We start from the raw sequence: 18579 nt of genomic DNA, 5'->3' as shown, positions 1-18579 counted from the left end.
TTCGCGCAGTTCAGCTCATGCGGGAAGTGCTGCAGCCGGGGCACAGGCCCCAGAAGACGACCTCAGCCTCGTCGATGGAGAAGCCGTGGTCCTGGGAGACGGTCAGACACGGCGCGCTGCCGACGGCGCAGTCGACGTCGGCGACACGGCCGCAGGACCGGCACACGAGGTGGTGATGGTTGTCCCCGACGCGGCCCTCGTACCGCGCGGGGCTGCCGGCCGGCTCGATCCGGCGTATCAGACCGGCATCGGTGAGCGCGTTCAGCCCCTCGTACACCGCCTGCAGGGACACATGTCCTATGCGTCCGCGCACCTGGGTGGCGATGGCCTCGACTCCGAGGTGGTCGCCCTCGCGGACGGCGTCGAGCAGCGCGACACGGGCGGCCGTCGCACGCAGACCCGCGCCGCGCAACTCCTCGGCGGTGGTGAGCCGGGATGCGGTCATGAGGCAGAACCTATCGCCCTAGACCCGATTAATTCCAGAGTACGAACCGTTCCAGATATGGTCTCGTTCTTTGGGCGACCCACCATCAGAATAGGGACACTACACCCATATACGTCTGAAACCTTCGCCGTGGCGTCGGGCGGAGGCGGTGGGTGCGCGGCTCAGGCGGCCGTCCGGGACGACCGGGGCGCCCGGGGTGAGCGGGGGCGGACGGTGCGTGCGGAGGCGGCGGGCTTCCGGACGGGGCGGACGCGGTAGGTGGTCCGCGCCGGGTCGACGACCGGCTCGCCGAGCGTGATCCGGCCGGCGGCGAGCAGCGCCTCGCACTCGGCGGTCGGCAGGGCGACGTAGCAACTGCCGCGGCCGGTACGGGGATCGAAGGACTGCCAGTAGCGGTACCGGCGGCGCCCGTCCGCGTGCACGGTGAGGAACACCGGCGCACCGGTGTCGTGGAGGATGCGCAGCACGTCCGCGGCCGCTGCAGTCAGAGGGCCGGCCGGTCCTCTGCGGGAGCCGGCGGGGCCAGGGGTGGGGCCCGGGAGTGACTGCATCGCGGTGGCCTTTCTCTGCGGCTCTCTGCGGCGGGTACCAGGACCGTCTACCCGGCGCAGCCGGTGTCGATCTTGTCTGCCGCGCATTGTGCCGGAGGGCACTGACACCGCCGGTGACGCCGTGTGCGCGCTCGGCGGCTCCCGTGCCGCCGTCTCGGGGACCGAGGCGTCAGGACGCCCGGTCGAGGATCGCATTAAGGGTGATGGCCGCGTCGATCAGGGCGAGGTGGGTGAACGCCTGGGGGAAGTTGCCCAGTTGGCGTCCCGTGGGCGCGATCTCCTCCGAGTACAGGCCCAGGTGGTTGGCGTAGCCCATCATCTTCTCGAACACCAGGCGCGCCTTGTCGGTCCGTCCCGCCCGTGCCAGGGCGTCGACGTACATGAACGTGCACAGCGAGAAGGTCCCCTCCGAGCCGCGCAGTCCGTCGGGCGACGCCTCGGGGTTGTAGCGGTAGACCAGGCTGTCGCTGACCAGCTCCTCCTCCATCGCGTTCAGGGTCGACGACCACCAGGGGTCGTCGGGGGTGAGGAACCCGACCGTCGCCATGCGCAGCAGCGAGGCGTCCAGTACGTCACTGGCGTAGTGCTGCACGAAGGCGCGGCGCCCCTCGTGCCAGCCCCGGGACATGACCTGCTCGTAGCAGGCGTCGCGTGCCCTGCGCCACCGCTCGGCCTCGGCCGGGCGGCCGTTGGACTCGGCGAGGCGCAGGGCGCGGTCGAAGGCCACCCAGGACATCACCCGGCCGTAGGTGAAGTCCTTGCGGCCGCCGCGGGTCTCCCACAGGCCCTCCTCGGCCTGGTCCCAGTGGCCGGCCAGCCAGTCGAGGTTGGTCCGCAGCGCGCCCCATCCGCGGTGGTCCACCCGGAGCCCGTGCCGGTGGGCGAAGTGGATGGAGTCCAGCGCCTCGCCGTAGATGTCCAGCTGGAGCTGGGTGGCGGCGCCGTTGCCGATGCGGACCGGGGCGGAGCCCGCATACCCCTCCAGGTGCGGCAGCACCACCTCGTCCAGCTCGGAGGAGCCGTCCACCGCGTACATGACGTTCAGCGGGCCGGTGTCGCCGTGCTTCCCGGCGCGTTCGGCCACCCGGTCGGCGAGCCAGCGGATGAACGCCCTCGCCTCGTCGGTGAAGCCCAGTCCGAGCAGGGCGTACACGGAGAAGGAGGCGTCCCGGATCCAGGTGAACCGGTAGTCCCAGTTGCGCTCGCCGCCGAGCTGTTCGGGAAGCGAGGCGGTGGGGGCGGCCACCACGGCACCGGTCGGGGCGAAGGTCATCAGCTTCAGGGTGATCGCGGAGCGCTCCACGGCCTCCCGCCAGCGCCCGGTGTACGTGGAGTGCCGCAGCCAGGAACGCCAGTAGGCGACCGTGTCGTCGAACAGCTGCCGGTACTCCGCCAGCCGCAGCTCCCTCGGCGGGCCCTCGGCGCCCCACTCCAGGACCGCGCCGCGTTCCTGGCCCGCCTCCAGGGTCAGGGTGAAGTGCAGGGCGTCCTGCCGGTCGGCCACCGCGTCCAGCAGCCGTACGTCGTCGGGTTCACGGATCGGGTGCACCGTGAGGCTCGCACCGTCCTCGCAGGCGAAGACGACCCCGTGCTCGCTGAGATTGATCGCGTGCCGCTTGCGGCCGTAGTCGAAGCCCGGCTGCACCACCACCTCGAAGATCATCCGGCCGCGCACACAGCGCACCATGCGCACCAGCCGGTGGCGTTCGGTCACGGAGGTGCCGGTGACCGCCATGAAGTCGATCACTTCCCCGGCTCCGGCCTGGGTCATGAACCGGGTGATCAGGACGGCGGTGTCGGGCAGGTACAGCTGCTTGGTCGCGTAGGTCTGGTGCAGCGGCCGGACGGTGCAGTGCCCGCCCCTGTCCTTGTCGAGGAGGGAGCCGAACACGCTGGGCGAGTCGAACCTCGGGGCGCAGAACCAGTCGATGCTGCCGCCGGTGGTCACCAGCGCCGCCGTCTGGAGATCGCCGATCAGGCCGTGGTTCTCGATCAGCGGGTAGTCGTCCATCGGGCGCCGCCCTTCCGGTGCGTGATCCACCGCGAGCCCCCTGGCAACAGACTAAGCAGGGGGAACGGGATCGGCGCGGGAGCCGGAAAGGGTGGTGCCATGGGCGCCACCGGTCGCGGCTCGCCCCGAGAGACGAACGGCGTTCAGGCGGCGGGGTCCAGGCGGACGCAGCACCGGCCGGGTTCGGGCGCCAGGCGCGCCCGGTAGCCGGTGGCGCCGATGCCGTCGAGGACGCCGCGCAGCAGGTGCAGGTTCATGCCGCAGACCGTCTCGGTGTGGGTGCGGGCCAGCGCGTGGAAGGGACAGTTGCCGAGGACCACGGCCTCGCCCTCGCGCCGGGGTTCGAAGCCGTACCGGTCGAGCAGCGGCACGACCTCCTGCTCTGCGCTCTCCCGCGCCAGCCGCTGCCCGCACTCCTCCGCCCTGCGGTGCAGGACGTCGCGGACCGGTTCGCCGGTGGCGGCGGACTCCTCCACGGCCTGGGCGAGCAGGCGTCCGGCGAGTTCGTAGCGGCGGTCGGGGAGGCTGACCGTGAACTGCCGGGCGGAGCGCCGGTAGAGCTTCGCCGGCCGGCCGGCGCCGGGCCCGGTGCGCCCGCTGCGGCGCTGGTAGACGACGTCGAGCAGCGACTCGTCGGCCAGCCGGTCCAGATGGAAGGCGGCGGTCTGCCGGGCCAGGCCGAGTGCGGCGGCGGCCTCGTCGCGGCCCACGGGGCGGGGGCTGCGGACCACGTAGTCGTACAGCCTGCGGCGGGTGGGCTCGTCCAGGGCGGCGATGGCGGAGACCTCCGCCTCGCGCGCCGCCTGGGTGCCGTCCGCCGCGGCTTCCGCGTCGTTCCGTGCCGTCTGGTCGTCCACACAGCCAAGTGTAAAACCCATCGCCATTGACTAAAGAACGTGGGAGGGTTTCTATTGTCAATGAGAGCTGTCTATAGAAGACCGCAATGCGGCAGAAGGAGTCGATCATGGCTTCCACGACCAGCAGCACCCCGGCCGCGGCCCGGCGGGCCTCCCTCGCCGACCCCGGCTATCAGGCATTCGTGATCCTGCGCACCGGCTTCACGGTGGCGCCGATCCTGTTCGGGCTCGACAAGTTCGCCAATCTGCTCACGGACTGGCCGGGCTATCTGGCGCCGTGGCTCGACGACGTCGTGCCGGGCAGCGCCCAGGCCGCCATGTACGCGGTGGGTGTGATCGAGATCGTCGCCGGAGTCGTCGTGGGGCTCGCGCCGCGCTTCGGCGGCTGGCTGGTGGCCGGATGGCTGGCGGGCATCATCGTCAACCTGCTGACCTACTCCGGCTACTACGACGTGGCGCTGCGGGACTTCGGCCTGCTCCTCGGCGCGGTCGCGCTGGCCCGGCTGGCTCAGCGCTACCACGGTTCCAGCGCCCAGGACGCGTAAGGCACCCGGGGAGCGCGCGTACGGTGCGGACACCGCCCCGAGCCCAGGTCAGTGGTGTCAGCACAGCACCCGCAGCGCCCCCGGCAGGACCCGGGCCGTGACCGGGAGGACGGCATCGACCTCGCCGTCGGCGCCGTAGGGGACGTCGCGGTCGGCGGCGATGCGTATCTCGCGGCCGCGCAGGATCCGCACCTGCGGCCGGTGGACGTGGGCGCCGGTCTTCAGCTCGTTCATCAGGGTGAAGAAGAGCCGCCTCGGGGCGTCCTCGATCATCACGACGTCGAGGAGGCCGTCGTCGACCCGGGCGTCGGGGGCGATGACGCGGCCGGAGCCGTAGTAGCCGGAGTTGGCGGCGACCACGGTGTAGCCGGTGAAGCGGTGCTCCTCGCCGTCGACGGTGACGGTGTAGCGGGCGGCCCGCCAGGTGGTGACGGCGCGCAGGCCGCCCGCGTAGTAGGAGGCGGAGCCCTTCAGGACGGTCGAGCGGTTGGCGTGGCGGTTGGCGAGCGCGTCCACGCCGGCGTAGACGCTGCCGAGCACGGCGGTGCGGTCGTGGACGGCGGAGCTGACCTCGATGGTGTCCACGAGCCGCGGCTCACTCTCCAGCAGGATGCGGGCGAGCGGCTCGGGGTCGTGCGGCAGCCCCAGGGCGCGGGCGAAGTCGTTGCCGCGGCCCGCCGGGACGAGCCCGAGGACGGCGCCGGTTCCGCTGAGGGCGCCGCCGATGCCGCCGGCCATGCCGTCGCCGCCCACGGCGAGGACGACATCGCCCCGCTGCCCCGCCTCGCGGGCCAGTTCCCGGGCGTGGTCGAGGCTGCGGCTGTACTCGGTCCGCAGCCCGGCTCCGGCCTCCCGCAGCAGCCGGGCGACGGCGAGCAGCGCGGCCGCTGAGCCGGCTCCGCCCGCGGTGGGATTGACGACGGCGGTGAACTGTCGCATCTGGGCGCCTCCGGGCGGCCGACGAGGTGGGGTGACGGGGCTGGCGGTGGATCGGTCGGTGGTTCAGTCGGCGGGCAGCAGCACGCCGGGGTTGAGCAGTCCGGCCGGGTCGAGGCGCTTCTTCACGGCGCGCAGGGCGCCGATGCCGAGGGGGCCGGCCTCGCGGACGTACCAGTCGCGGTGGTCGGTGCCGACCCCGTGGTGGTGGCTGATGGTGCCGCCGGCGGCGAGGATCGCCTCGCTGGCGGCATGCTTGGCCCGGGTCCAGTGGGCCACCGGGTCCTCGCCCTGGGCGGAGACGACGGTGAAGTAGAGCGAGGCGCCGTTCTCGTAGACGTGGGAGATGTGGCACATCACCAGCGGCGGGGTGCCGGCCTCGGTGAGCGTGCCGGTGAGCGCGTCGCGGACGGCGGTGTACAGCTCGGGGATGCGGGACCAGAAGGTGGCCGTCTCCAGCGTCTCGGCGAACGCCCCGGCGTCGAGCAGCGAGTCGCGCAGATACGGGGCCGAGTAGCGGCCGTGCGCCCAGCGCTCGCCCGGCTCCTCGCCGAGCGGGGTGCCGCCGCACTCGCGCAGCACGGCCGCGGCGCGTTCCCTGCGGTGGGCGGTGTCCTCGGCGGTGCCCTCGTAGCCGGCGACGGCCGTGCATCCGGCGGACTGCAGGCCGCCGGAGCCGATCGCGTCGGGCTGGGCGAGGCCGACCAGGGTCTCGGTCTCGTCGGACAGGCGCAGCACGGTGGGGCGGGGTCCGTCCTGGGCGAGCCGACGTAGTGCGGTGGCGCCCTGGTCGAAGGAGGCGAAGCGCCAGCCCTCGTAGACGCGGGTCTCGGGGACGGGCCGGATGCGCACCGTCACCGAGGTGATGATGCCGAAGGCTCCCTCCGAGCCGAGGATCAGCTGGCGCAGGTCGGGGCCGGCGGCGGAGCGCGGGGCGCGGCCGGTGTCCAGGGTGCCCTCAGGGGTGGCGAGGGTGAGGGAGAGGACCATCTCGTCGAAGCGGCCGTACCCGGCGGAGGCCTGTCCGCTGGAGCGGGTGGCGGCGAAGCCGCCGATGGTGGCCCACTCGAAGGACTGGGGGAAGTGGCCGAGGGTGAAGCCGTGCTCGGCGAGCAGCGCCTCGGCCCGCGGGGCGCGCAGTCCTGGCTGCAGGGTGGCGGTGCGGGAGACCGGGTCGAGGTCGAGCAGCGCGTCCATCCGCCTGAGGTCCAGGGCGACGAAGGGGCCGTGCCGCTCGGGGGCGAGGCCGCCGACCACGGAAGTGCCGCCGCCGAACGGGACCAGCGGCAGGCGGTGTTCGGCGCAGGCCCGCAGGACGGCGACGACCTCGTCGTGCGAGGCGGGCAGCAGCACGGCCGCCGGGATGTCGTCGAGTTCGCCGGCGCGGATGCGCAGCAGGTCGGGGGTGGACTTGCCGCGGGTGTGCCGGACGCGCGTCTCCGGGTCGGTGCGCACGTGCTGCTCGCCGCCCAGGGCGCCGGCGAGGGCGCGGTGTGCGGCCGGGGGGAGGTCGGAGTCGGGGACGGTCAGCTCCTCGAGGGCGAGCGGTGCGGCCTCGCGGGGCTTGACGCCGAGCAGGTCGTGCAGCAGCCCGGTCACCGTGCCGGGCAGCGGCGTGGCCTTGGCCGGGTCGCCCCAGCCGCTCCACAGCATGTCCATGACTGTCGTCCTCACCGTCGAAATGAGCGATGCCGTCGCCCGACGGCCTCACGTGGCGTTACACTGTGACACATGACGCCTATTCGTCACAACGGCTCGGACAACGACGCGGTGCTGGACGCGGTGCGCGACGCCGTCCTGGCCGTCGGAGTACGCCGCACCACGCTCACCGACGTGGCCCGCCGCGCCGGGGTCTCCCGGATGACGCTGTACCGGAGATGGCCCGATGTGCGGTCGCTGGTCGGGGACCTGATGACCCGGGAGTGGATCGCGGTGGCCACCGGCGCCATGCCGGAGCGCCGGCCGGGGGTGACCACCCGCGCGCTGATCGTGGACGGGCTGGTGGCGGGGGTGCGCGCGTTCCGCGAGCACCCGCTCTTCCGCAAGATCGTCGACGTGGACCCCGAGCTGCTGCTGCCCTACGTCCTTGACCGGCGCGGAGCGAGCCAGGAGGCCCTGCTGGAGCTGCTGGCCGGTGTGCTGCGCGAGGGGCACGACGACGGTTCGGTGCGTGCCGTCCCGGCCGAGCGGCAGGCCCGGTCGGTGCTGCTGATCGTCCAGTCCTACGCCCTGTCCCTGCGGACCATGACCGACGAGGACGACCCCGAGCTCGGCGAAGAGGCCTTCCTCGCGGAGCTGCGCCACATCCTGGAGAGGACCCTCACCCCATGACGCCCGCCAGTGGCCCGCCCGCCGCCTCCTCCCTGTCCGCCGCACGGCGCGCCCGTGAACTGACCGCTACGGTGGGCGGTCCCGCCATGGACGTCCTGGTCGTCGGCCTGGGCGCCACCGGTGCCGGGGTCGCCCTGGACGCCGCGGCGCGCGGTCTGAGCGTGGCCGCGATCGACGCGCACGATCTGGCCTTCGGCACCTCCCGGTTCAGCAGCAAGCTGATCCACGGCGGGCTGCGCTATCTCGCCTCCGCACAGCTCGACGTCGCCCACGAGAGCGCGGTGGAGCGCGGGGTGCTGATGGAGCGCACCGCACCCCATCTGGTGGGCGCTCAGCCGTTCGTGCTGCCGCTCACCCCCCTGGTCTCGCGCGCGCAGGCGGCGCTGGCGCGGGCCGGTTTCCACGCCGGTGACACGCTGCGCCTGGCGGCCCGCACCGCGCGGGCGACGCTGCCGCCGCCGCGCCGGCTGTCCGCGGTCGAGACCCGGCACCTGGCCCCGGCCGTGCGCGGGGACGGGCTGCGCGGGGGCCTGCTGTCCTGGGACGGCCGGCTCACCGACGACGCCCGCCTGGTGACCGCCGTCGCCCGCACCGCCGCCGCGCGCGGGGCGCGCATCCTGACCCGGGTGCGGGCACTCGCCCTGACCGGCTCCGGGGCCCGGGTCCGTGACGAACTCACCGGCGAGGAGGGCGAGATCCGCGCCCGTGCGGTGATCAACGCCACCGGTGTGTGGGCGGGCGGCCTCGTCGACGGCATCCGGATCCGCCCGTCCCGCGGCACCCATCTGGTGGTGCGTCCCGAGTGCCTCGGCCCGCTGCCCGCCGGGCTGCACATCCCGATCCCCGGCGAGAGCAACCGCTTCGTGCTGGTGCTGCCGCAGGACGACGGCCGGGTCTATGTCGGGCTGACCGACGAGCCGGTGGACGGCGGCATCCCCGATGTGCCCGAGGTCCCCGAGTCCGACCTCGGCTTCCTGCTCGACGTGCTGGGCTCGGTGCTGGACACGCCGGTCCGCCGGGACGACGTGGTGGGCGCGTTCGCGGGGCTGCGCCCGCTGCTGGACACCGGCGGCGGCACGGGCCCGTCGCCGCGCACCGCCGACATCTCCCGGCGGCACGCCGTGCTCACCTCCCCCGACGGGGTGGTCACCGTAGTGGGCGGCAAGCTCACCACCTACCGGCGGATGGCCCAGGACGCCGTGGACACCGCGGTGCGCGAACGGCGGCTGCCCGCCGGACGGTCCGTCACCGCCTCGCTGCCGCTGGTGGGCGCGGCGCCGCCGCGGACCCTCGCCGCGCTGCCCGCGCCGCGCCGCCTGGTGCGCCGCTACGGCACGGAGGCACCGGCGGTGCACGCCCTCGGCCTGCGCGACGAACGGCTCCGCGAGCCGGTGCTGCCCTCGTACCCGGTCACCGGCGCCGAGCTGCTGTGGGCGCTGCGCCACGAGGGCGCGCTCGACGCCGCGGACCTGCTGGACCGCCGCACCCGGATCGGCCTGGTGCCGGCCGACCGGGCGCGGGCCCTGGAGACGGTGCGCGAACTCCTCGCGGAGGTCACGGAGTCGGCGTGAGCCGGTCCGCGGGAGGTCGGCGCTGTCATCCGGCGTGGACGCCGGCCGCGGCATCGTCATCCGGCGTGGACGCCGGCCTCCCGCAGCGAGTAGCCCCACTGGGTGCCTCGTTCCAGGAGCTGGATGCGCAGATGGCGGGCCTGTGACGGGGTGAACCGCGCGGTGTCCAGGCCGCCGTCGCCGGAGGTGGTGGACCAGACGGTCCGCCAGTCGGTGCCGTCGGCGGACAGCTGGATGCGGTACGCCTTGCCGTAGGCGCGCTCCCAGTCGAGGGTGACCCTGCCGACCTGGCGGGTGGCGCCGAGGTCGATCCGCAGCCACTGCCCGTCGCTCCAGTCGCTGGCCCAGCGGGTGCCCCGGTCGCCGTCCACGGCACGGCCGGGCGCATAGCTGGTGAACAGGCTCCACTCGGTGGAACTCGCCGTCGCCGCCGCTCCCTTGGCGAGGTTGGCGCCGGTGGCGTGCCGCTCGGTGGCACCCCAGGTGTCCAGGTAGGACTCGGCACCCCGGAACAGGTCGTCGACCACGTGCTGCCCGCCGACCCGGCGGATGTCCTCGATCCAGTCGGGCACCAGGCCGTAGTGGGCGGCGCCGTCGGTGTTGAGGTCCCAGGTGCGCTCGCCGGTGGTCTGCCGGTCGAGGACCGAGCCGCCGTCGACGCTGCGGAAGGGGTAGGTGACGGGGTTCGGCGCGTCCTCGCCGCGCGGGGCCGGCCAGCCGCCGACGCCGTTCATGTCGGTGCCGAAGCCGTAGCCCACCTGGTACTTGTCGCGCAGTGCCTCGGTGCGGTCGGCCTCGTCGATGAAGTGCTCGGAGCCGTTCATGTACTGGGTGATGAAACCGCCCAGGCCGTAGACCCGCTCGGTCCAGTTCTGGTCCATCCAGCTGTGCGAGGAGATCACGCCGGGGTACGACTCGGCCTCGAAGATGTCCAGCACCCGGCCGACGGCCTTGACGCTCATATGGTCGATCTCGAGCATCATGTGACGTTTCATCATGCCGCGCACCGCGTACTCGCCGAGGCCGGTGAGCCCGCGCACATTGCACTGCGCGTCGGCGGAGTAGCCGGGCACCTCCACCCCGGCGGGCAGCTTCTTCTCGGCGTTCGGGGCGGAGGCCAGGCCGATGGGGTTGTCGTGCTGCGGGCCGGTGCACTTCTCGGTGCGCCAGAACGTGCCGGTGGACAGGAACTGCCCGACGTTGATGGCCGTGCCGAGGGTCCCGGAGTCGAAGCGGACGCCGCACAGCGCGTTGTCGAACTTGTGGCACAGGAACATGCTGCGCACGCCGAGGTCGTACAGCTCGTCCAGGCCGCGGTCGATGTCCTCCTTGCTGCACTGCGGGATGTCGAGGATCTGCTTGCAGCCGAACGGTTCGGACGTCTCGACACCGAGGACGACGGCGAGCTTGCCCTGCTCGACGACCTCGCGGGCCTGGGCGCTGTCGGTGACGATCCGGAACCAGCCCTTTCCGGGGCCGCCGTACATGCGGTCGATGTAGGCCTGCATGTCGTACGTCAGCTTCGCCTGGAGGCGGATCGAGGTCATCTCGTCACAGCTGCGGTCCTTGAAGAAGTACATCGAGCAGATCACGCCGTTGGTGACCAGGTCGTTGACCAGCACGCGCTGGCCGCCGCGCCAGGCGCGCTCGATCCAGGCGTAGTAGTTCTGCTGGTGCGTCAGGGAGTCGTGCGCCGGCCAGTCCTTGAAGGTGGGCCAGCCGACCGGATCGTGCCGGCCGTCACCGCCGTTGGTGATGAGGTCGAAGACGGCGAGCGAGCCGTCGGGGTAGTGCTCGGGGCAGTCCTTGAGCGCCTCGGCGATGCCCAGCTCGGAGAACGCCTTGCCGCAGATCAGGCGCCCGCCGAAGGCCTCGTTGGACATGATGTGGTTGTGCGCGTCGACGAATCCGCGCACCTCGCCGCGGGCGTCGGTGCCCTTGAACGGCTCGCCGCTGACCCCGGTCCGCGAGTCGGGGGCGGGACGCGCGACCGGCTCCCACCAGTCGCCGTCCGCCGCGGAAGCGGGGGTCGGGGCGAGGGCCGCGGCCAGCACGAGAAGGAGCAGCGTCACGACGGCGACGGGCCGCCGTCCGCGATACGGGAGCCGAGCGATCCTCACTACCCACGTCCCTCCGTCGGCGGGGGCGCCACCACGGTCTTGTCATGACCGGCGCAAATTACTCGCCGAGGATCGCTACCGGTGCGTAAGGAGTCAAGAGACGGGAACGGCCGGATCACGCCGGCGCCGCGGAATCCGTCCGCGGGTGCGCGGACGGGGACCGCGGATTGTCCGCCCGGTGACAAACTCAGGGGCTGCTGCGCCGGACGGGGGTCACCGCCCGCCGTCGGACTCGTAGTGCAGCGCGATGGACCGCAGGACGTCGGCGGAGGACATGTCGGTGCGGCCCGCGTCATGGACCTCGGCGAGCTGCACGAAGGCGAAGGTGAGGGCGGAGGCGATCTGGACGATGGCGGGCCCCAGCTCCGCGGTGATGATCTCCGCCACCTCGCGGGCGCTCGCGTCCCCGGGCAGCTGGATGCGCGGCAGCATCTCCTCCAGCAGCTGGGCGACTGCCCTGTTGCTGGTGACGTCGGCCTCCGGGTCCTCCCTCAGACGCCGCCGCATGTCGAGCGCCTCGGTCAGGATGCCGACGGCATGCTGCATGATCTGATGCTGCTCCATGCGGACAGACTGCCGCATGGGCGGCCGACTCCAGCAGGGTTCGCGTCAACCGGTCGCCCGGACGGGCGTGGGCTCCGGCTCGACTCCACTCCGCGACAGGACCCCTCCGCCCCTCCGCCTCTCCGCGCCCCCCAGCTCCGCAGCCGGCCCCTCCACGGCTCCGCGGCCGGCCCCTCTGCGGCTGCGCGACCGACTCCTTCACCGCTCCGCGACCGGCCGCACTCCGATGCGCGGCCGGCCCGGCGCCGCTGCCGGCTTGTGCGGTGGCTAGAGAGGCTCTGCGAGGACCCGGCGTCTTCGTGCTCCAGACCCTGGGGGTCGCCGCCTGCTACTACGTGGCCGGGCGGCTGGGGCTGCTGCGCGGCCTGGTCGTCGAGGGCTCCGTGGTCAGCCCGATCTGGCCGCCCACCGGGGTGGCGCTGGCCGCCCTGCTGACCTTCGGCCTGCGCTGCTCCCCCGGCATCGCGCTCGGCGCGCTGTTCGCCGTGATGTCGATCGCCACCCCGCAGCCGCAGTCGGTGATCGTGATCGCGGGCCAGACCGCGGCCCCCGTGTGCGGGTACCTGCTCCTGCGCAGACAGCGCTTCAATCCCGATCTGGCCCGTCTGCGGGACGGTCTGGCGCTGGTGTTCCTCGGGGCCTTCGCCGCCATGCTGATCAGCTCCACCACCGGCGCGGTGCTGCTGCTGGCGGACCGCAGCCTCTCCCCGGACAGCTTCTGGTCGGTGTGGCTGGCCTGGTGGGCCGGCGACGCCATGGGCGTCCTGATCGTCACTCCCCTGCTGCTCCTGCTCCGGCGCGTGCACTGGCTGGCGCACCTCTCGCGCTGGAAGGAGGCCCTGCTCCTGGCGGCCGTCACCGCCGCTCTGGTGCCGGTGGCCACCCACGCCCGCTCGAGCATGCTGTTCGCCATCTATCCGCTGCTCGTCTGGTCGGCGCTGCGCTTCCAGCTGGCCGGCAGCATGCTGTGCGCGCTGTACGCCTCGGTGATGGCGACCATCGCGGCGACGGACCACACCGGTCCGTTCGCGGTCCTGGACCAGATGGACGTGATGATCAACCTGCTGGTCTTCAACGGAGCGGCGGCCCTGACCGCGCTGCTGCTGTCCTCGATGATCAGTGAGCAGCAGCATCTCCGGCGTTCCGTGGAGCTTGCCTGCCAGGAGCTGGTGGAGGTGCTGGAGCATCTGACGGCCGGCGAGACCGCCTCCAACCGGGCCCCGCCGGAGGAGGACGGCCGGCGGCGCGGCGAGGAGCTGTGAACGGCGGGGCCGTCCGCCTCCGGGCCGCGGTACGGCACGGTGCTGCTCACTTCTGCAGCGACTGGGCGTCACCCATCACGATCACCGGGTTGCGGGCCGGGTCCAGCGCGCGCAGGAGCTCCTTCATGTGCTTCTCGGAGAGGCTCACGCACCCCTGGGTGGGCCCCTCGTGGTCGACGTGCAGCCAGATGCCGCCGCCCTTGTCCTCGCCGAGCGGCCGCGTCAGATCGAGCGGGGAGGTACCGGGCACCCGGTTGTAGTCGATGGCGATGACGTAGTCGAAGGCCCCTTCCAGGGACTCGCCCGCCAGCCCCGGACCGCTGATGCGGAACCCCTCGTCCTGGTAGTACGGCAGCCGGGTGCCGGGGTCGGGCAGCAGTCCGCCGGCGTCGGTGAGGGTGAAGACGCCGATGGGCGAGCGCAGGTCGCCGAGGGAGTGGTCCTCGGTCCAGCCCTTCTGCGCGTTGCGGGCCGGCCAGGGCGTGCCCGCCCGCCATCCGGCCGGTGTGCGCGAGTACAGCACGACCTCGGAGCGGTTGGCGTCCCGGGCCCGGCCGGTGACCACCACGACCTGGCGGCTGCTGCCGGGGATCTGGGCCCGGGTGCGCGGGCCGAGACCGGGCAGCTGCGCGGGTGCTCCGGCGGGGGTCTCCGCCCTGCCCTGGGTGGTGCTCGCCGTGCCGGGGGCGCCCTGCGGAGACAGCAGGCTCTGCGCAAAGGGGGCGCTGCGGGTGGCGGGGCCGCCGCCGTGGGCCGGGGCGGCGCCCGCAGGTGAGGCGGGCGGGCGGCCGTCCCGTGCGGGGTTCTCGGCGAGCGCCGCGCAGCCGGTGAGCGCCACGGTCATCAGCAGTGCCACGGCCGGCCGCGGCAGGCGGGGGGTGCGCCGGGGGGAGGCGGGCCACGGGTCACGCCGGGAGGAGCGGCTCTCCCGGTGCGGGTGGTCGGTCGATGAAGCCATGCGCTCAGCCTGGCTTCGGTGACGGCGAAACCCGCTCGCTCGGCGCGCGAGTCCGGGCAAGGTCCCCCATCTGCGCGCCCGTCGCCCCGGCCCGGCCCCCTCCGGCGGCGCGTCGCCTCGGCCGTTCGTGCCACGGCTCGTCCCCCGGGTGGAGCAGGCGGCCGTCGCGTGCCGGGTTCCGGGCCCGGGCCTGGTGCGACGCGTCCGTGAACTCCCTTGCGTGCGCGCGTTCGCGGGCCCCGCGTTCCGGCGGCGGGCGGGGAACGCGTAGGTGGCACGGCCGTACGATGACTGGCCACCAGGCAACCTACGAGAAGGGGCACCGTCATGTCCGACAACGCGGCCTCCGTCACGGACCTCACCTCGCAGTACACCGCACAGGTGGCCAGTGACCTGGAGCGCAACGTCAAGGAGCAGGAGCGCGTCTCGGCGGAGATCGCCGCGCTGCAGGAGCAGTTGGCCATGCTGCGGCGCGACCACGCCGTCCTGGTGAACATGCGTCAGGCGCTGGAGTCGGCGGCGCAGCGGGCGGAGACCGACGGGGGCGGCGAGAGCGGCGAGACGTCCGAGGAGCCCGCCGGCTCCGGGCAGACCGCCGGGCAGGACCCGCAGTCGCGGGGCGCGAAGGTTCCCGCTCCCCGCAGGAAGAGCGGCGCCAAGGCGGGCGCCGGCAAGCAGAAGCGTGCGAAGAGGGCGTCCTCGGCCGCGCCGGCCGCCGCGAGGAAGCCCGCGCGCAAGTCCCGTACGTCCAAGGCGGAAGCGAAGGCCAAGACGGAAGCGGCTTCCAGGACGGAGTCGGCGGCCAAGGCCGGGGGTCCCCGGCTGGTGGACCTCGTCCGGCAGCATCTGGCGGAGCAGCAGGAGCCGCGTTCGGCGGCGGAGATCGCCACCGCCCTCGGCCAGGCGCACCCCGGCCGTTCGGTGAAGACGACGGTGGTGCGCAACACCCTTGAGGCCCTCGTCGCCCGGAACCAGGCCCAGCGCAGCAAGCAGGGCACGTCGGTCTTCTACACCGCGCCCGGCACCGGGTCCGTTCCGGCGCGTGAAGAGGCCTCCGCGGCCTCCTGACGACAGTCACGGGCGGCCCGGCTCGCCGGAGTCCGGCCTGCGGATCTGCATGCCGGGGCGGCGGCGGTGGACGGTGAGATACGTCAGCCCCTCGGGTCCCGCGGTGAGGCTGCGGGTGGAGCCGTGCGGGAGCCAGGTGAGGGTGCCCCGCTGCAGGGTGCGGGTGCCGTCGGGGGCGGTGAGTGTGCCGCTGCCGGCGAGGACGAGGTGCAGCACGTCGAGGTCGGGCTCGCGGTGGGCGCCGACCTGCTGTCCGGGCGGCAGATGGACGACGTTGGCGTCGAGCTGACGGCCGGACTCGGCGAGCCGCCAGAGCGCACCGGCGGGGGCGTCGTCGAGGGACGCCAGGGCGGCGGTGTCGCACAGGATCTTCGGAAGCGGCTCGTCCTCCGGGGGCGGGCCAAAGGTCCCGCCGTCCGGCCCGGAAGGCGGACGAGGGTTCCTGTCATCTGCCCCGGAGGGCGGACCGGGGGTGTCGTCGCCTGCTGCCGTCATCCGGTGTCACCGTCCTCCATGCCAGAACACGCCGGTCGCGGGCCGGGCGCCGGTGGTCCGGGCCGGCCGCGGCCCGCACGGGAAGTTAGCACGGCGCCGGGGCCGGACCGTCCGTGGGCGCCGTCCCGTGAGAGTGGCCTGCTCGAACAGGTGCTACGGCGTCAGGGGCCAGCCCAGTGGGTGCACCTGGGAGACGGGCGGTTCGCCGCCGGCCTCGTTGAAGGCGGTGAGGGCCTCGATCAGGGCGGCGCGCTGGCCGGGCTCCAGGCGCGCCACGATCGCGGCGATCTCCGCCCGGCGCCGCGCGGTGACGTGCTCGACGATGCGGCGGCCCTCCTCGGTGAGGCTCAGCAGGGTCTCGCGGCGGTTGGCGGGGTTGGTCTGCCGGTCGGCGAGTCCGGCGGCGATCAGCCGGTCGACCATGCGCATCGCGGTGGACGGGGCGACCTGGAGCTGTTCGGCGAGCGCCACGAGCTTGGTGTCGCCGCGGGTGTGGAGCACCATCAGCATGCGGAACTGCGGCAGCGTCACCCGTTCCTCGACGGCCGCGAGCGACCGCGCCGACACCGCGACCAGCAGCCGCGAGGCGGTGAGGAACGCCCGCGTCACCGCTTCGGCGTCATCCATGCCCCCGGCGGGGCTCTCGCGCGGCTCCATTCCTTCTTTGTACCGCTCCGCTGCGCCCCGGCCCCGCTCGGGTCGCCTGCCGGTTCGCCGGGCGGGTCCTCAGGTCGCCGGTCCGGTCAGCGGGCGGGGCCGGTGTCCTGGCCCGTGTCGCCGGTGCCGTGGGCGTGGTAGCGCAGCAGGAGCATCGCGGCGTCGTCGCCGGGCGGGCCGCCCGCGTGCTGGACGAGGTCCTCGCGCAGCGCCTCCAGGGCGCGGTGCACGTCGGGATCCTTGAGCAACCGGGTGCGCTCGGCCAGCGGATAGAACCGGCCGTCCTGGTCGCGGGCCTCGGTGACACCGTCGGTGTACAGCAGCAGCTGCTCGCCCGGTGTGAAGGTGACCCGGTAGGGGCGGGGGCCGTCGGCACCGTGCGCGGACAGGCCGAGCGGCAGCGCGTACGCGGGCGGTTCGGGGAACTCCGCGCTGCCGTCCCGCCGTACCAGCAGGGGGGCGGGGTGGCCGTAGTTGAGGAGGACGACCTCCTGGTCGCCCCGGATCTCGGCGAGGATCGCGGTGACGAACCGCTCTCCCTGCAGTTCGCGGGCGACGCTGCGTTCCACCCGCTCGCCGAGGCCGACGAGATCGGGCTCGTCGTAGGCGGCCTCCCGGAAGGCGCCGAGGACCACGGCGGCGGTCTCCACTGCGGCCAGGCCCTTGCCCTGCACATCGCCGACGATGACCCGCACACCGTGCGGAGAGGCGACCACCTCGTACAGGTCGCCGCCGATACGGGCCTCGGCGACGGCCGAGGTGTAGGACACCGCCAGCTGGAGCGGGCCGGCGGTCAGCGGCACCGGGCGCAGCAGCACCCGCTGAGCGACCTCCGCGATGGACCGCACACTGGCCAGCTCCGCCTCCCGGCGGGAGCGCATCACCGCCGCGGCGATGCCGACTCCGGTGACACCGGCGACCGAGGCCATGGCGGTATAGCCGCGCCGTTCGGCGAACAGCCCGTTGTACAGGCCCAGTGCGACGCACAGCAGCAGGGCCAGCACGCCGATCAGGGCGGTGCGGCGCCAGCCGCCGACGAGTCCGGCGAAGGCGGGTCCGAGCGAGACCAGCGGCAGCAGCCCGACGCCGGGACCGGCCGACACGTCCATGACCGCGATCACCGCCATCACCGCGAGCGGCATCCAGGACAGGGCCTTCTGGCTCCGTGACGGATTCTTGTCGGTCATTGCTGCTCCAGCGGTGTCCGGGCGCTCGAGAGCCGTCCCTTTCCTCCGCAGACACCCCTCCCATCTTGAGACTATGCAAAGATCCCGCTCCCCCGACCGGAAGCGCGGGGCACCTTTATGGAATCGAGGCCGGTGTCCGGTGGTGTCGTCCGGTGGTGTCCCCGGGCCGCCGCAGCACGACGCCCCGGACAGTGGTCTGTCCGGGGCGCCCGTCCGCGGCAGCCGCTTCTTCGTGTGCCGCGGTGCCTGTGACGTGACCACAGTGGCACGCGGGACCCGTGGTGCGAAGCGAAGCCGGGTGCGACGTCAGCCACTCGTAAGGGACGGACGTCCGCCACTCGTAAGGGACAGGCGTCCGCCACTCGTAAGGGACACCGGCCGCACAGGAGGACGGGGGCGGGCGCTGTGGTCCGGCATCTCGGCACTGTGCCATGATCCTGACGAACACCGGCACGAGAGGGGAAGGAACGGACGTGACCGCGCAGCGGCCGGAGGAGGGCGGCACGCCTGAACTGCCAGGCGGCGGCCCCTTGCTGCCGGAGGACGTCTGGCAGCGGTTCCTCGACGACGACGAACGCGCCATCCGGGCCTCGGCGCCCAGGGAACCCTCCGCGCGTCAGCGGGCGGAGGGACAGCGCACCCGGCCCCCGCGTGCCGGCGGCTCCGGCCGGACAGCCGGGGATGCCGTCGGTGAGATGTGGCGTCCCGACGACCCGTGGGACGCTCCGGCCTGGCGGCATCTGGACGGCCGTGCCCGGCTGCGCCGCATCGGCCGGTTCGCCGGTACGGCCGCCGCGATCGCGCTGGTGCTGATGGCCTGGTCGCGGCTGGCCACCACGGCGGACGGCACGCCGCAGGGCCCCGGCGACACGGTGCTGCAGCAGTCGGAGGAGATGCCCGCGGAACTGCCGGCGGCCACCTCCCGGCCGAAGGACTCCCTCGCCCCGTCGCCGTCCGCGCCCACCACGTCCGCGGTGCAGGCCGGTTGACGCCGTCCGCCCGACGGCGCCGGCCGGCCTGC

18 protein-coding genes are annotated in these 18579 nt (G+C 73.4%); 6 read left to right on the top strand and 12 right to left on the bottom strand.

Features of this window, described 5'->3' with window-relative positions; all coding sequences use genetic code 11:
- Positions 1-10: 10 nt before the first annotated feature.
- The 4 genes from ABD198_RS07955 to ABD198_RS07940 all read right to left on the bottom strand — a co-directional run bounded on the left by ABD198_RS07955 (position 11) and on the right by ABD198_RS07940 (position 3864).
- Positions 11-445, bottom strand: a complete 435-nt coding sequence (locus tag ABD198_RS07955) for a Fur family transcriptional regulator (protein WP_343998858.1) — start codon at positions 443-445, stop codon at positions 11-13.
- A gap of 161 nt (positions 446-606) precedes the next feature.
- On the bottom strand, positions 607-912 hold the full coding sequence (locus ABD198_RS07950; protein ID WP_343998857.1) for a hypothetical protein: 306 nt from the start codon (positions 910-912) through the stop codon (positions 607-609).
- 253 nt (positions 913-1165) lie between these two features.
- Positions 1166-3007, bottom strand: coding sequence for a glycoside hydrolase family 15 protein (locus tag ABD198_RS07945; RefSeq protein ID WP_343998904.1), 1842 nt, complete (start codon positions 3005-3007; stop codon positions 1166-1168).
- A 143-nt stretch (positions 3008-3150) separates the two neighbouring features.
- Complete coding sequence (locus ABD198_RS07940) at positions 3151-3864, bottom strand: helix-turn-helix transcriptional regulator (protein WP_343998855.1); 714 nt, start codon at positions 3862-3864, stop codon at positions 3151-3153.
- 107 nt (positions 3865-3971) lie between these two features.
- On the opposite strand from ABD198_RS07940, the gene ABD198_RS07935 reads away from it, so the two are divergent.
- A complete protein-coding gene (locus ABD198_RS07935) occupies positions 3972-4409 on the top strand; it encodes a hypothetical protein (protein ID WP_343998852.1) in 438 nt (145 codons plus the stop codon).
- A 57-nt stretch (positions 4410-4466) separates the two neighbouring features.
- Here ABD198_RS07935 and ABD198_RS07930 read toward each other — a convergent pair whose 3' ends face one another.
- Together ABD198_RS07930 and ABD198_RS07925 are read right to left on the bottom strand one after the other, a co-directional pair.
- Complete coding sequence (locus ABD198_RS07930) at positions 4467-5348, bottom strand: YegS/Rv2252/BmrU family lipid kinase (RefSeq protein WP_343998850.1); 882 nt, start codon at positions 5346-5348, stop codon at positions 4467-4469.
- Positions 5349-5411: 63 nt separating this feature from the next.
- A complete protein-coding gene (locus ABD198_RS07925; protein ID WP_343998848.1) occupies positions 5412-7004 on the bottom strand; it encodes an FAD-binding oxidoreductase in 1593 nt (530 codons plus the stop codon).
- A 72-nt stretch (positions 7005-7076) separates the two neighbouring features.
- On the opposite strand from ABD198_RS07925, the gene ABD198_RS07920 reads away from it, so the two are divergent.
- Positions 7077-7676, top strand: a complete 600-nt coding sequence (locus tag ABD198_RS07920; protein WP_343998847.1) for a TetR/AcrR family transcriptional regulator — start codon at positions 7077-7079, stop codon at positions 7674-7676.
- Complete coding sequence (locus ABD198_RS07915) at positions 7673-9247, top strand: glycerol-3-phosphate dehydrogenase/oxidase (RefSeq protein ID WP_343998845.1); 1575 nt, start codon at positions 7673-7675, stop codon at positions 9245-9247. Before ABD198_RS07920 ends, ABD198_RS07915 begins: the two co-directional genes overlap by 4 nt.
- Positions 9248-9303: 56 nt before the next feature.
- Here the strand turns inward: ABD198_RS07915 and ABD198_RS07910 are convergent, their stop codons facing one another.
- Both ABD198_RS07910 and ABD198_RS07905 read right to left on the bottom strand, forming a co-directional pair.
- On the bottom strand, positions 9304-11319 hold the full coding sequence (locus ABD198_RS07910) for a discoidin domain-containing protein (RefSeq protein WP_343998843.1): 2016 nt from the start codon (positions 11317-11319) through the stop codon (positions 9304-9306).
- Positions 11320-11580: 261 nt separating this feature from the next.
- Positions 11581-11931 carry a hypothetical protein gene (locus ABD198_RS07905; RefSeq protein ID WP_343998841.1) on the bottom strand — a complete coding sequence of 117 codons (351 nt, stop codon included), beginning with the start codon at positions 11929-11931 and terminating at the stop codon, positions 11581-11583.
- A gap of 299 nt (positions 11932-12230) precedes the next feature.
- On the opposite strand from ABD198_RS07905, the gene ABD198_RS07900 reads away from it, so the two are divergent.
- On the top strand, positions 12231-13193 hold the full coding sequence (locus ABD198_RS07900; protein WP_343998840.1) for an MASE1 domain-containing protein: 963 nt from the start codon (positions 12231-12233) through the stop codon (positions 13191-13193).
- A 46-nt stretch (positions 13194-13239) separates the two neighbouring features.
- Here the strand turns inward: ABD198_RS07900 and ABD198_RS07895 are convergent, their stop codons facing one another.
- A complete protein-coding gene (locus ABD198_RS07895; RefSeq protein WP_343998839.1) occupies positions 13240-14151 on the bottom strand; it encodes a L,D-transpeptidase family protein in 912 nt (303 codons plus the stop codon).
- 327 nt (positions 14152-14478) lie between these two features.
- Between ABD198_RS07895 and ABD198_RS07890 the strand changes: the two genes are divergently transcribed.
- Entirely contained in the window at positions 14479-15219 is a 741-nt protein-coding gene (locus ABD198_RS07890; protein ID WP_343998838.1) for a hypothetical protein, read from the top strand.
- A 6-nt stretch (positions 15220-15225) separates the two neighbouring features.
- On the opposite strand, the gene ABD198_RS07885 is transcribed toward ABD198_RS07890, so the two are convergent.
- The 3 genes from ABD198_RS07885 to ABD198_RS07875 form a co-directional block, all read right to left on the bottom strand.
- Positions 15226-15714 (bottom strand): cupin domain-containing protein, encoded by a 489-nt coding sequence (locus ABD198_RS07885; protein ID WP_343998837.1) that lies wholly within the window; start codon positions 15712-15714, stop codon positions 15226-15228.
- Positions 15715-15867: 153 nt separating this feature from the next.
- On the bottom strand, positions 15868-16371 hold the full coding sequence (locus tag ABD198_RS07880; RefSeq protein WP_343998835.1) for a MarR family winged helix-turn-helix transcriptional regulator: 504 nt from the start codon (positions 16369-16371) through the stop codon (positions 15868-15870).
- Positions 16372-16457: 86 nt separating this feature from the next.
- Positions 16458-17558, bottom strand: coding sequence for a PP2C family protein-serine/threonine phosphatase (locus ABD198_RS07875; protein WP_343998833.1), 1101 nt, complete (start codon positions 17556-17558; stop codon positions 16458-16460).
- Positions 17559-18031: 473 nt separating this feature from the next.
- Here ABD198_RS07875 and ABD198_RS07870 point away from each other — a divergent pair, with 473 nt between their 5' ends.
- Entirely contained in the window at positions 18032-18547 is a 516-nt protein-coding gene (locus tag ABD198_RS07870) for a hypothetical protein (protein ID WP_343998830.1), read from the top strand.
- Positions 18548-18579 lie beyond the last annotated feature (32 nt).

It is taken from the genome of Streptomyces thermocarboxydovorans (genome assembly GCF_039524635.1).
GTDB lineage: Bacteria > Actinomycetota > Actinomycetes > Streptomycetales > Streptomycetaceae > Streptomyces > Streptomyces thermocarboxydovorans.
This window is presented reverse-complemented; position numbering and strand designations above follow the sequence as displayed.

What these genes read in the sequence shown, in the direction of transcription:
- ABD198_RS07925 (WP_343998848.1), bottom strand. Translation starts at nt 7,004, where the DNA reads ATGGACATGCTGTGGAGCGGCTGGGGCGACCCGGCCAAGGCCACGCCG.
- ABD198_RS07875 (WP_343998833.1), bottom strand. Translation starts at nt 17,558, where the DNA reads ATGACCGACAAGAATCCGTCACGGAGCCAGAAGGCCCTGTCCTGGATG.
- ABD198_RS07935 (WP_343998852.1), top strand. Translation starts at nt 3,972, where the DNA reads ATGGCTTCCACGACCAGCAGCACCCCGGCCGCGGCCCGGCGGGCCTCC.
- ABD198_RS07905 (WP_343998841.1), bottom strand. Translation starts at nt 11,931, where the DNA reads ATGGAGCAGCATCAGATCATGCAGCATGCCGTCGGCATCCTGACCGAG.
- ABD198_RS07885 (WP_343998837.1), bottom strand. Translation starts at nt 15,714, where the DNA reads ATGACGGCAGCAGGCGACGACACCCCCGGTCCGCCCTCCGGGGCAGAT.
- ABD198_RS07945 (WP_343998904.1), bottom strand. Translation starts at nt 3,007, where the DNA reads ATGGACGACTACCCGCTGATCGAGAACCACGGCCTGATCGGCGATCTC.
- ABD198_RS07895 (WP_343998839.1), bottom strand. Translation starts at nt 14,151, where the DNA reads ATGGCTTCATCGACCGACCACCCGCACCGGGAGAGCCGCTCCTCCCGG.
- ABD198_RS07955 (WP_343998858.1), bottom strand. Translation starts at nt 445, where the DNA reads ATGACCGCATCCCGGCTCACCACCGCCGAGGAGTTGCGCGGCGCGGGT.
- ABD198_RS07890 (WP_343998838.1), top strand. Translation starts at nt 14,479, where the DNA reads ATGTCCGACAACGCGGCCTCCGTCACGGACCTCACCTCGCAGTACACC.
- ABD198_RS07880 (WP_343998835.1), bottom strand. Translation starts at nt 16,371, where the DNA reads ATGGAGCCGCGCGAGAGCCCCGCCGGGGGCATGGATGACGCCGAAGCG.
- ABD198_RS07920 (WP_343998847.1), top strand. Translation starts at nt 7,077, where the DNA reads ATGACGCCTATTCGTCACAACGGCTCGGACAACGACGCGGTGCTGGAC.
- ABD198_RS07915 (WP_343998845.1), top strand. Translation starts at nt 7,673, where the DNA reads ATGACGCCCGCCAGTGGCCCGCCCGCCGCCTCCTCCCTGTCCGCCGCA.
- ABD198_RS07930 (WP_343998850.1), bottom strand. Translation starts at nt 5,348, where the DNA reads ATGCGACAGTTCACCGCCGTCGTCAATCCCACCGCGGGCGGAGCCGGC.